This window comes from Rhizorhabdus wittichii (genome assembly GCF_017607425.1).
GTDB classification, from domain to species: Bacteria; Pseudomonadota; Alphaproteobacteria; order Sphingomonadales; family Sphingomonadaceae; genus Rhizorhabdus; species Rhizorhabdus wittichii.
Window position 1 is genome coordinate 4,122,508 of the sequence record NZ_CP059319.1, and the last position, 11,791, is coordinate 4,134,298.

Consider the following 11,791-nt stretch of genomic DNA (forward strand, 5'->3'; position numbering starts at 1 on the left):
CTCCCTTTCAAGGGAGGGGAAGGGTGGGTGGCGGAGCCGGGGCTCGATGCCCTCGGCGTAGCTTTGGAGGTGAGCTTGGAGGCTCGCTGTCGCTCGCCACCCACTCCTCACCCCTCCCTTGAAAGGGAGGGGGAAGAAGGAATTAGAGACTCTCGCAGAACGCCTTGTATGCGGCGGCGTCCATCAGGCCCTCGAGCTCGGCCGGGTCGGCGAGCGCGAGCTTGAAGAACCAGCCGTCGCCCTCGGGCGCGCTGTTGACCAGGGCGGGGTCCTCCTCCAGCGCGGCGTTGATCTCGCTCACCGTGCCGGTGACGGGGGCGAACACGTCCGACGCCGCCTTGACCGATTCGACCACCGCGGCCTCGCCGCCCTTGGCGACGTTGGCGCCGGCGGCCGGCAGCTCGACGAACACGATGTCGCCGAGCTGGGCCTGCGCATAATCGGTGATGCCGACGGTGGCGGTGCCGCCGTTGACGGTGATCCACTCATGGTCTTCGGTGAAATAGGTCGTCATCGGTCAGTTCCCTTGGCGGACATAACGGTGGGGGACGAAAGGCATGGGGGCGACGACGGCATCGAGCCGCTTGCCCCGCACCTCGATCTGGAGCGGGCGGTTGAGCTCGGCGCTGGCCGCCAGGACATAGCCCATCGCGATCGGCACCTGCAGCGAGGGCGAGAAGCCGCCCGAGCTGACGGCGCCGACCGGCGTGTCGCCGTCGAAGATCGCCGCGCCCTCGCGCGCCGGCAGGCGGCCGGCGAGGATCAGGCCGATCCGCTTGCGCGGGGCGCCCTCGCGCAGGTCGCGGACGATCCGGGTCGCGCCCGGGAAGCCACCCTCGGCGCGGCGGCGCTTGGGCACCGCGAAGCCGAGGCCGGCGGTCGCCGGGTCGGTATCGGTGTCGAGATCGTGGCCGTAGAGCGGCAGCCCGGCTTCGAGCCGCAGCGAATCGCGCGCGCCGAGACCGATCGGCTTCACCTCGGGCTGGGCGAGCAGCAGCGTCGCCGCCGCCTCGGCCGCGTCGGCGGGAAGCGAGATCTCGAACCCGTCCTCGCCGGTATAGCCCGAGCGGCTGATCCACACCGGCGCCCCGGCCAGCTCGAACGCGCCGGCGGTCATGAAGGTCAGCATCTCGACCCCGGGGCAGATGCGGGCGAGCGCGTCGACCGCCTTGGGCCCCTGCAGCGCCAGCAGCGCATGTTCGTCGAGATGGTTGAGGGTCAGCTCCTCGGGCAGATGCTCGTGGAGATGGGCGATGTCGTCGGCCTTGGTCGCGCCGTTGACGACCAGGTAGAAGTCGCCCGCGCGGCGCGTCACCATCAGGTCGTCGAGGATGCCGCCCTGGTCGTCGAGCAGCAGCGAATAGCGCATCCGGTCGACGCCGAGCTGGACGAAGTCGCCCGGCATCAGCGCCTCCAGCGCCGTATCGACGCCGTCGCCGCTGACCAGCAGCTGGCCCATGTGCGACACGTCGAACAGCCCCGCCGATTCGCGGGTCCACAGATGCTCGGCGAGGATGCCCTCATATTGGATCGGCATGGAGTAGCCGGCGAAGGGCACCATGCGCGCGCCCTGGTCGCGGTGCCACCGGTCGAGCGGCAGGGTCTGGATGATATCGCCCGGCTCTTCGGGGGTCAGGTTTTCGTCGCTCACAATGCTCTCCGTGACGGCCAGTGACGCCGGGCGCGGTTCGCCCGTCGGTCATGGCCCCCTCTGTCACGGAACCTGAGAGCTTTCGCCGCACCTGAGACGGTCCGGCTTACCCCTTCGGTGGGATGACCGGCCGATAGGCCGCCCATCCGCTTTCCAGAGTGTCGATCCTAACCACGCGGTCCTTTGACCTGAGAGATTCCGGGGCGGTTGCTCCTTCGGCGGCCGGGTCTCCCCGACGCTCTCCCGCATGGCCAGCGCCGGTGTCCCGGCGACGACGCGGCCAGCCTTGGCGTGGCGCCGCTGCCAAGTCAACGACCGATGTCGCGGTGCCCCGAAACGATCCACAGATTCGAGGGAGGGGCGATCGAAGCAGGCCACGGGCCCGAAAGGGCCCGCAAGGCCGAACGGCCGCCCGAGCTTATGCGAGGAAAGCCAAGCCGGGCGGATGCCCGGCGCCCGGCGCTTGAGGGTCTAAAAAATCAGCGCGCCGCGTTGTAGGCGAGCTGGCTCTCGGTGAGCTGGAAGCCGATCAGCAGCTCGAAATTGGCGTTGTTGACCGCATCGCGCACGGTCGGCTCGTTCATCGGGTCGAGCGCGGCGTCGGCGTCGCCGGCCTTGCGCTTGCGGTTGATCCGCTTGACGACGTCCTCGGGCAGGGTCGCCGCCGCGCGCGAGACCATCGCGGTGGCGGAGGTGTGGACCGCGCCGCGAAGCTGGCCCTCGGGGAAGACGATCGACACCTGGCCGAGCTGCTTCGATTCGATCTTGGTGCCGGCGCGCAGCACCGTCGCGAACCAGGGCAGGGTGACGGTGCGGGCCGGGCCGGCGGTGGCGCGGCGCGCCTGCACGTCGAACTCGGCGGTCACCTGGATCTGCGGGCCGTTGCCGGCCTCGTTGCAGGTCGCGCGGAGGTTGGCGATGCTGGCGGTGACGTCGATCGCCTCGGCGCGGCGCTCGGCCGGCGGATTGAACAGGGTGATGTCGCCCGTATAGGTCGGGATCGCCGCCGCCGGGCAGGCCGAGCGCGCGATCCGGAAGCCGCCGCGCTCGTCGAACTCGGTATCCGTCTTGCAGGCCGCGAGCACGAGCATGGCAAGGAGGATCGCGGAGGTCTTGGGAAACTGCACGGGGTCGGCATCCTTCACTTCATCACCGGGCGATGCACATCCGCCCGGCCGTCGGTCGGCGCAATGCATAGTGTGTGATCGTTTGAGGTGGAAGCGCAAAGCGCTTTCCCCTTCGGTGATCAGGCTCTAAGGCCCAGCCATGGCCGATACCGCTCTTCCCCCGCTCGACCTGCTGATCGCGGCGCCGCGCGGCTTCTGCGCGGGCGTCGACCGGGCGATCCGCATCGTCGAGCTGACGATCGAGAAATACGGCCCGCCGGTCTATGTCCGGCACGAGATCGTCCACAACAAATATGTCGTCGACGACCTGAAGGCGAAGGGCGCGATCTTCGTCGAGGAGCTCGACGAGGTGCCCGACGACGTCCCCGTCGTCTTCTCGGCGCACGGCGTGCCGAAGGCGGTGCCCGCCAAGGCGGCCGAGCGCGGGCTCAACTATCTGGACGCGACCTGCCCGCTGGTGTCGAAGGTCCACCGCCAGGCCGAGCGGCTGGTCAAGAACGGCCACCATATCCTGTTCATCGGCCATAAGGGCCATCCCGAGGTGATCGGCACCTTCGGCCAGGTGCCCGAGGGCGTGATGACGCTGGTCGAGACCGCCGCCGACGCCGAGGCGGTGGCGGTGCCCGACGGCGCCCCGCTCGCCTTCCTCAGCCAGACCACCCTGTCGGTCGACGACACCGTCGAGATCATCGGCGTGCTGCGCCGCCGCTTCCCGCAGATCGAGGCGCCGCGCAGCGAGGACATCTGCTACGCCACCTCGAACCGCCAGGCGGCGGTCAAGGCGATCGCGCCGAAATGCGAGGCGATGCTGGTGATCGGCGCGCCCAACAGCTCCAACTCGCTGCGCCTCGTCGAGGTGGCCGAGCGGCAGGGCGTCAAGGCGCGGCTGATCCAGCGCGCGGCGGAGATCGACTTCGGCTGGCTCGACGGCGTCCGCACGCTCGGCATCACCGCCGGCGCCTCGGCGCCCGAGATATTGGTGCGCGAGCTGGTCGACACGCTCGCGACCCGATTCGCCGTGCGCGAATGCGAGGTCGAATCGGTGACGGAGGACATGTTGTTCAAGCTTCCGCGGGCGCTGGTCGCCTGATGGCCGTCTACACCCAGGTCTCGACGGAGGAGATGACCGCCTTCCTCCACCGCTACGACGTCGGCACGCTGCTGTCGGCGAAGGGGATCGCCGAGGGCGTCGAGAACAGCAACTACCTGATCGAGACGACCGCCGGCCGCTTCATCCTGACGCTCTACGAGAAGCGGGTGAACGTCGACGACCTGCCCTTCTTCTGCGCGCTGACCGATCATCTCGCCGCCAAGGGCCTCAACATTCCGCGCATGCTGCGCGACCGGCGCGGCGAGCAGCTCCAGACGCTGGCGGGGCGGCCCGCCTGCCTGATCGAGTTCCTGTCGGGCGTGTCGGTGACTCACCCGACTCCGGCGCAGGCGCGTGCGGCGGGCGGGGCGCTCGGCGACATGCACAAGGCGCTGGGCGACTTCCGGCTCGGCCGGCCCAACAGCCTCGACCTCGCCGGCTGGGGGGCGCTCGCGGCGCGGTGCGGCGCCGACCTCGACCATATCCAGCCCGGCCTGCGCGGCCGGGTGATGGCGGAGGTCGAATGGCTGGAGGCGAACTGGCCGCGCCACCTGCCGACCGCGGTGATCCACGCCGATCTCTTCCCCGACAATGTCCTGATGCTGGGCGACGAGGTGAGCGGCGTCATCGACTTCTACTTCGCCTGCACCGACATCCGCGCCTGGGACGTCGCGGTGACCCACGCCGCCTGGTGCTTCGAGAATGACGGCACCGGCTATCATGCCGATCTCGGCCGCGCGCTGGTCGCCGGCTACGACCGCCAGTTCGGCCTGTCGACCGACGAGCGGCTGGCCTTCCCGATCCTCGCGCGCGGCGCCTGCCTGCGCTTCCTGCTGACCCGCGCCTGGGACTGGCTCAACACGCCGGCCGACGCGATGGTCACCCGCAAGGACCCGATCGCCTTCCTGCGCCGGCTCGACTTCTATGCCGAGGCCGATCCCGAAACGCTCGTCCCGGCCTGACCCTTTCGCCATGACCGAACTTCCCCTCGTCGAGATCGCGACTGATGGCGCGTGCAAGGGCAATCCCGGGCGCGGCGGCTGGGGCGCATTGCTCCGCTTCGGCGCGACCGAGAAGGAGATGTCGGGCGCCGAGAACCCCAGCACCAACAACCGCATGGAGCTGATGGCGGCGATCCGCGCGCTCGAGGCGCTCAAGAAGCCGTGCCGGGTCAAGCTGTCGACCGACAGCCGCTACGTCATGGACGGGCTCACCAAGTGGATCCACGGCTGGCGCAAGAATGGCTGGAAGACCGCCGACAAGAAGCCGGTCAAGAATGCCGAGCTGTGGCAACGCCTGCTCGACGCCGCCGCGCCGCACCGGATCGAATGGATCTGGGTGAAGGGCCATGCCGGCCACCCCGACAACGAACGCGCCGACAAGCTGGCGAGCGACGCGGCGCTCGGGCTGTAAGCCCGAGCTTTTGTTTGTTTGGCCTCAGGCGCCGGCGTGCGCATCCGCGCACTTGGCTATCCTCGCATAAGCTCGGGCGCGCGTTCGCGCTTGCGGAGCCCCTGTCGGGCTCCGATGCCGATCTCTTGCGGTGGAACGGGATGCGCAGCGTCCCGCAAGGCCGAATGGCCGCCCGAGCTTATGCGAGGATAGCCAAGCCGGGCGGATGCCCGGCGCCCGGCGCTTGAGGGCCCAACAAACAAACTACCGATTTCGGGAGAAATCGGTTTCCACCACATTATCGATCGCCTGGGCGATCTGGGTGGGGACCGATCCGACCTCGTGCTGGAGCAATATGCCGAGCTTGCTCGCCTGGTCGAACAGCTCGTCGAGCACCGCCGGGGGGCAGGTCTGCCGGGCGCATTGCCGGGCGATCGCGGCGAGCAGGCGCGACAGGCTGAAGGTGCCGAAGCTGTCGAGCAGGGTGCGCAGCGCCTCGGTCTCGGCCATCGCCAGGTCCCAGGCCTGCGCGCGCACCGCGGCGGCGATGCGGCGGGGCCGGTCGCTGACGTCGAACATCAGCATCTTCATCAGCACCGCGGCATCGGCATAGCCCGCCGTCTCGACGAGCAGGTTGAGCCGCTCCCGGTCGAAGCTGTCGCCCGCCGCGCTCGTGGCCGGCCGGTTGCGGCGCATCGTGCCGATCATGTCGAGCAGCTGGCCCGAGACGATCGGCTTGGGCAGGAAGCTGTCGATCCCCGCCTCGAAATAGACGCGCCGCCGCTCGGGCATCGAATCGGCGCTGATCGCCAGGATCGGCGTGTCCGACGCGGGCGGATCGAGCGCGCGGATCGCGCGGGTCGCCTCGATCCCGTCGAGTTCGGGCATCTGCATGTCCATCAGCACCAGGTCGAACGGCTGGGTGGCGACCGCCCCCAGCGCCTTGCGGCCGTCCTCGACCGCGACGACGTCGTGCCCCTCGCGCGCGAGCAGGCCCGCCATCAGCCGGCGGTTGATCGGGTTGTCCTCGGCCAGCAGGATGCGCATCGGCCCGGTCGCCTTGCCGGCCATCGCCTCGGCCGCCGCGGCGTCGGCGCGCTTGAACGGCAGCTCGACCGAGAAGGTCGTGCCCTTGCCCGGATCGCTCGACGCGGCGATCGATCCGCCCATCGCCTCGGCGAGCTGCTGGCTGATCGCGAGGCCGAGGCCGGTGCGGCCCTGGAGCCGCATCCGCGCCGCGTCGACCTGCTCCCCGCGCGAGAAGATGCGGCCGAGCGCCTCCTGCCCGATGCCGCGCCCGCTGTCGCGGACGATGATCATCCACCAGTCGGTGTCGCCGTCGGACCGGGTCGGCGACAGGCTGATCGAGACGCTGCCCGTCTCGGTGAACTTGATCGCGTTGCTGATCAGGTTCGACAGAAGCTGCTGCAGCCGGGCCGGATCGCCGCGCACCGGCCGGGGATCGCCGTCGAGGCCGAACGCGTCGAGCCCGAGGCCCTTGGCTCCGGCCGCGCCGTTGTGCAGGTCGATGGTGGTGCGGACCACCGACACCAGGTCGAAATTGATGCTCTCGATGACCACCCGGCCCGATTCGATGCGGCTATAGTCGAGCATGTCGTCGATCACGCCCATCACCGTCGTCGCCGCCTGGTTCAGGCTGGCGAGCTGGGCCTGGCGCGCGCCGTCGAGCGGCTCGCGGCGCAGCGCGTCGATCGCGGCGAGCAGGCCGTGCATCGGCGTCCGGATCTCGTGGCTCACCACCTCGAGCATCTCGGCGCGGGTCCGTTCGGCGGCGCGGGCCTGGTCGCGCGCGGCGATCAGCGCGCGTTCGGTCTCGACCTCCTCGGTCACGTCGCGCAGGATGCCGATGATCGTCTCGGGCCCTTCGAGCTGCCCGGCGATCTGGATGTGGATCGTCCGCCCGTCGGGCCGCATCCAGCGCAGCCGCGTCATCGGCAGCGATCCGGTGCGGAAGGTCTCGGCCACCGCGAGGTCGGCCTTGTCGACGTCGTCGGGATGGTAATGGGCGCGGATCATCTCGCTGGTCGGCGCCGTGTCGGGCGCGAAGCCGAGGATGCGGTACATCTCGGGCGACCAGACATAGCTGTTCCGGCCGCGATCGGAACGCCAATGGCCCATTCCCGCGAGCGATTCGGCAATCGTCAGCAGGCGGTTGGCCTCGGCTGTCCTCTCAAGCGAAATCGACCTGCTCCCCTCGGCTGGAACGCGATCTTGCGGGCGGGTCCGCCCGAAAGAATCTGGCCCCAGGCGCCTGCCCTGCGGCCTTTTAGTTACAGAAAGAGGTTAAGGGAAAGCGATTGATGTAAACTTTCGTTAATTGCGGAACCGCCCGCCGGGCGGCCGATACGCCGCCCCGGCCGTCAGCCGTCGGGCCGGGTCGCGACATAGGCGGCGCAGGCGATCAGCCCCGCCGCGATGGCCAGACAAATCCACAAGGCGGGCGCGGCGGTCGCCAGCAGCACGCCATAGCCGCCGGCCATGCTGACGATCGCGACGATCTTCGCCTTGCGCGGGATCGCGCCGTTTTCGCGCCAGCGCCGGATCGGCGGGCCGAACCAGCGATGGTCGAGCAGCCAGCGTTCGAAGCGCGGGCTCGAATGGCTGAAGCAGGCGGCGGCGAGGATCAGGAAGATCGTCGTCGGCATCACCGGCAGCAGCGCCCCGATGAAGCCGAGCGCGACCATCACCCATCCCAGCGCGAACCAGCCCCAGCGCTTGATGGGATTATGCATGGCGGCCGCCGTGCGCCAGCGCCATGCTAGAGATGTTCCGGTCGAGCTTGGTCATGCCCCTCTTTCAGGGGATGATGATCGTACGATCCGATCCAGCCTCCGTCGTCATTCCCGCGAAAGCGGGAATCCATGGACGGCGGCGGGCAGGGGGCCGGATGGTCCGTGACCGTGGATTCCCGCTTTCGCGGGAATGACGGAAGGTCGAGGGAAGCGATGAGATTCCCTCGCATCCGGAAGGGCCTTAGAGCGCGCCGTGGCAATGCTTGTACTTGCGGCCCGAGCCGCAGGGGCAGAGCGAGTTGCGGCCGAGCGTCGCCGCGATCTCCGGGGTGATCTCGAACCCGTCGCCGGCCGGGGCGGCGATCGCCTGCGGCACCCGGCTGCCGATGATCCCCAGCGTGCCGCCGTCGCGGTCGCCCGAATTATCCTCGCCGGTCAGCGCGTTGACATGCTCGGTGACGAAGTCGGGCATCGGCGGCAGCTCGGCATAGTCCTGCGGCGCCATCTCGAAGCGGACATGGGCGAGGACGCGGGTCACCTCCTCGCGGATCGCGACGAGCATCCGCTCGAACAGCGCGAAGGCCTCGTGCTTATATTCGTTGATCGGCGTCTTCTGCGCATAGGCGCGCAGGTGGATCACCTGGCGCAGCGCGTCGAGCGTCGCCAGATGCTCCTTCCAGTGATGGTCGAGCGTCTGGAGCAGCACGCTCTTCTCGATGCCGTGCCAGCTCTGGTCGTCGATCGTCGCGCGCTTGGCGGCGATCACCGCGTCGGCCTCGGCCAGCACCTTCTCGGCCAGGATCTCGGGATCGATGCCGTCCTGCTCGATCCACTCGTCGAACGGCGGCGTGATGCCCAGCGTCTCGGCCGAGCGCAGCTTGAGCGTGTCGACGTCCCACTGCTCGGGATAGCTGTGCGGCGGGCAGCAGCCGCCGACGATCGCATTGGCGGTGTCGGCGCGCATGTCGGTGACGACGTCGTCGACCGTCTCGGCATCCATGATGTCGGCGCGCTGCTCGTAGATCACCTTGCGCTGGTCGTTCATCACGTCGTCATATTCGACGACCTGCTTGCGGATGTCGTAGTTGCGCGCCTCGACCTTCTTCTGCGCGGTCTCGATCGCCTTGGATATCCACGGGCTGACGATCGCCTCGCCGTCGGCGAGGTTCTTGTTCATCATCCGCGCGAACATCGTCTGCGGGCCGAAGATGCGCAGCAGGTCGTCGTCGAGCGACAGGTAGAAGCGGCTGAGGCCCGGATCGCCCTGGCGGCCCGACCGGCCGCGCAGCTGGTTGTCGATGCGGCGGCTCTCGTGCCGCTCGGTGCCGAGCACGAACAGGCCGCCGGCGGCGAGCACCGCTTCCTTCTCGGCGATGATCTCGCCGCGGATGCGCTCGGCCGCCGCGTCGAATTCGGGGGTGCCGATCTCGAGCGCGGGATGCTCGTCGAGCATGCGGAATTCGAGGTTGCCGCCGAGCTGGATGTCGGTGCCGCGGCCCGCCATGTTGGTGGCGATCGTCACCGCGCCGAGCCGGCCGGCCTGCGCCACGATGTGCGCCTCCTGCTCGTGGTAGCGGGCGTTGAGCACCTTGTGCTCGACCTTCTCCTTGGTCAGGAACTCGGACAGCAGTTCCGACTTCTCGATCGACACGGTGCCGACCAGCACCGGCTGGCCGCGCTCCTTCGCCTCGCGGATCGCCTGGGTGATCGCGGCGAATTTATCGAGCATGTTCTTGTAGAATTCGTCGTCCTGGTCGATCCGCTTGACCGGCAGGTTCGTCGGGATCGTGACGACGTTCATCTTGTAGATCTGGTAGAATTCATGGGCCTCGGTCGCGGCCGTGCCCGTCATGCCGCCCAGCTTGGGGTACATGCGGAAATAATTCTGGAAGGTGATCGAGGCGAGCGTCTGGTTCTCGGGCTCGATCTTGACGCCTTCCTTGGCCTCGACCGCCTGGTGCAGGCCGTCCGACCAGCGCCGACCGTCCATCATGCGACCGGTGAACTCGTCGATGATGATGATCTTCTCGTCCTTGACGATATAGTCGGTATCGCGCTTGAAGGCGACGTTGGCGCGCAGCGCCTGGTTCAGGTGATGGACGACCTGGGTGTTCTCATAGGCGTAGAGATTGCCGCCTTCGAGCAGGCCCGCCGCCTCCAGCAGCCGCTCGATCCGCTCGGTGCCGTCCTCGGTCAGCACCACCGACCGCTGCTTCTCGTCGAACTCGTAATCGTCCTTGGTGACCTGCTTCACGATCGCGTCGACCTGCATGTACAGTTCGGACTTGTCGTCGGTCGGGCCGGAGATGATCAGCGGGGTGCGCGCCTCGTCGATCAGCACCGAATCGACCTCGTCGACCACCGCGAAGTTGAACGGCCGGTGGACCATCAGCGCGCGGTCATATTTCATGTTGTCGCGCAGATAGTCGAAGCCGAACTCGTTGTTCGTGCCGTAGGTGATGTCGGCGCCATAGGCGTCGCGCCGTTCCTGGTCGGACAGGTTGGGCACGATCACGCCGACGGTCAGGCCGAGGAAGCGGTAGACGCGGCCCATCCACTCCGCGTCGCGGGTGGCGAGATAGTCGTTGACGGTGACGACGTGGACGCCCTCGCCCGGCAGGGCGTTGAGGTAGACCGCCAGCGTCGCGACCAGCGTCTTGCCCTCGCCGGTCCGCATCTCGGCGATCTCGCCGCGATGGAGGACGATGCCGCCGATCATCTGCACGTCGTAATGGCGCTGGCCCAGCACGCGGCGGGCCGCCTCGCGCACCGTCGCGAACGCCTCGGGCAGCAGCGAATCGAGCGTCTTGCCGGCGTCGAGCCGCTGGCGGAATTTGACCGTCTGGGCGGCCAGCTCCTCGTCGTTCATCGCCTCGAGCGTCGGCTCGAATCCTGCGATCTTCTGCAGGATCGGGCGCAGCGACTTCACATAACGATCGTTCGACGATCCGAAGATGGCTTTGGCGAGGCCGCCGAGCATGGGCATTCCTTAAGACATGGGCCTTGAGACAAGGGCGCGCGGGCGGCCTCGCGGCCGCCGCGCAAATGAACCCGGTGCAGATAGGTGTCGCCGCCGACTACGTCAATTCGGGGCCTTCGGATCGGACGGGAGTTCCTCCACCTCGATCGAAGTTCGCATCCTCACATGGGACGGTTGGCTGGGGGGCGCTCTCGTCTTCATGTCCTCCGCCACCATTGCGCAGCCGGAGTCGAGGTCCGGTGCCGTCGGCTTGCTCGTGATATGACAGTTGCTCACCGTCCCGTTCGTGTCGACGTCAAACTCGATCATGAAGTCGATCGGCGCGAAAGGTCCGATATCGGGAAGTTGCCAGCGAACCCTGTTGCGATACCGTCCGCCGATGGGCTTTCCGCGTGCGTCACGGCCAGGCTCGAAGCGCGACCGTTCCTTCACCAGCGTGCAGGCGGCCTCGTCCAATTCGGGCGTGCCGCTCGATTCCAGCACCATGCAGTGCTCCGCCCGGCCTTGTGCGTCGACCTCGAGTTCGAACGCCACGATGCCGACTCGCCGGTCGTGCAAGGCGCGCTTGGGATAATCTTCCGGCCGGATCCAGTCGCCTGGACTTCCGATGGTTCTGAGCTTGGTAGGAAGAGGTTTGGCGGCGCAGACCAGCAGGGGTAGCGCCAGGAGGCACAAAGATTGACGGATCATGTGAACCCTCGTTTGAAGCGCGCAGCCTGCCGTGCCGATGGCGGCATTTCCAGCCGCTTCATCATCCGATCTGAATGGAAATGCAGGAAATATCGGACGATCATCTGC

10 protein-coding genes and 2 riboswitches are annotated in these 11,791 nt (G+C 68.1%); of the genes, 3 read left to right on the forward strand and 7 right to left on the reverse strand.

Features of this window, described 5'->3' with window-relative positions:
• Window positions 1–142 precede the first annotated feature (142 nt).
• From gcvH to HRJ34_RS19805, 3 genes are all read right to left on the reverse strand, one after another.
• Entirely contained in the window at window positions 143–514 is a 372-nt protein-coding gene (gene gcvH / locus HRJ34_RS19795) for a glycine cleavage system protein GcvH (RefSeq protein WP_208632178.1), read from the reverse strand.
• Between the two features lie 3 nt (window positions 515–517).
• Window positions 518–1,651 (reverse strand): glycine cleavage system aminomethyltransferase GcvT, encoded by a 1,134-nt coding sequence (gene gcvT, locus HRJ34_RS19800; RefSeq protein WP_016747423.1) that lies wholly within the window; start codon window positions 1,649–1,651, stop codon window positions 518–520.
• 50 nt (window positions 1,652–1,701) lie between these two features.
• Window positions 1,702–1,816: riboswitch (glycine riboswitch) on the reverse strand.
• Between the two features lies 1 nt (window position 1,817).
• Window positions 1,818–1,907, reverse strand: a riboswitch (glycine riboswitch).
• Between the two features lie 223 nt (window positions 1,908–2,130).
• Window positions 2,131–2,877, reverse strand: a complete 747-nt coding sequence (locus HRJ34_RS19805) for a hypothetical protein (protein ID WP_016747422.1) — start codon at window positions 2,875–2,877, stop codon at window positions 2,131–2,133.
• A 40-nt stretch (window positions 2,878–2,917) separates the two neighbouring features.
• On the opposite strand from HRJ34_RS19805, the gene ispH reads away from it, so the two are divergent.
• Genes ispH through rnhA form a run of 3 tightly spaced genes read left to right on the forward strand, consistent with a single transcriptional unit; the run spans window position 2,918 to window position 5,281 of the window.
• Window positions 2,918–3,868, forward strand: a complete 951-nt coding sequence (gene ispH, locus HRJ34_RS19810) for a 4-hydroxy-3-methylbut-2-enyl diphosphate reductase (protein WP_012048900.1) — start codon at window positions 2,918–2,920, stop codon at window positions 3,866–3,868.
• Entirely contained in the window at window positions 3,868–4,830 is a 963-nt protein-coding gene (gene thrB / locus HRJ34_RS19815) for a homoserine kinase (RefSeq protein ID WP_208632179.1), read from the forward strand. The genes ispH and thrB overlap by 1 nt, the downstream gene beginning before the upstream one ends.
• Before the next feature lie 10 nt (window positions 4,831–4,840).
• Entirely contained in the window at window positions 4,841–5,281 is a 441-nt protein-coding gene (rnhA, locus tag HRJ34_RS19820) for a ribonuclease HI (RefSeq protein ID WP_208632180.1), read from the forward strand.
• 243 nt (window positions 5,282–5,524) lie between these two features.
• Here rnhA and HRJ34_RS19825 read toward each other — a convergent pair whose 3' ends face one another.
• The 4 genes from HRJ34_RS19825 to HRJ34_RS19840 all read right to left on the reverse strand — a co-directional run bounded on the left by HRJ34_RS19825 (window position 5,525) and on the right by HRJ34_RS19840 (window position 11,683).
• Window positions 5,525–7,399 carry a PAS domain-containing hybrid sensor histidine kinase/response regulator gene (locus HRJ34_RS19825; RefSeq protein WP_030092016.1) on the reverse strand — a complete coding sequence of 625 codons (1,875 nt, stop codon included), beginning with the start codon at window positions 7,397–7,399 and terminating at the stop codon, window positions 5,525–5,527.
• Window positions 7,400–7,641: 242 nt separating this feature from the next.
• A complete protein-coding gene (locus HRJ34_RS19830) occupies window positions 7,642–8,013 on the reverse strand; it encodes a YbaN family protein (RefSeq protein ID WP_208632181.1) in 372 nt (123 codons plus the stop codon).
• 241 nt (window positions 8,014–8,254) lie between these two features.
• Window positions 8,255–10,993 (reverse strand): preprotein translocase subunit SecA, encoded by a 2,739-nt coding sequence (gene secA / locus HRJ34_RS19835; protein WP_208632182.1) that lies wholly within the window; start codon window positions 10,991–10,993, stop codon window positions 8,255–8,257.
• Window positions 10,994–11,095: 102 nt separating this feature from the next.
• Window positions 11,096–11,683, reverse strand: coding sequence for an energy transducer TonB (locus HRJ34_RS19840; protein WP_208632183.1), 588 nt, complete (start codon window positions 11,681–11,683; stop codon window positions 11,096–11,098).
• Between the last annotated feature and the right edge of the window lie 108 nt (window positions 11,684–11,791).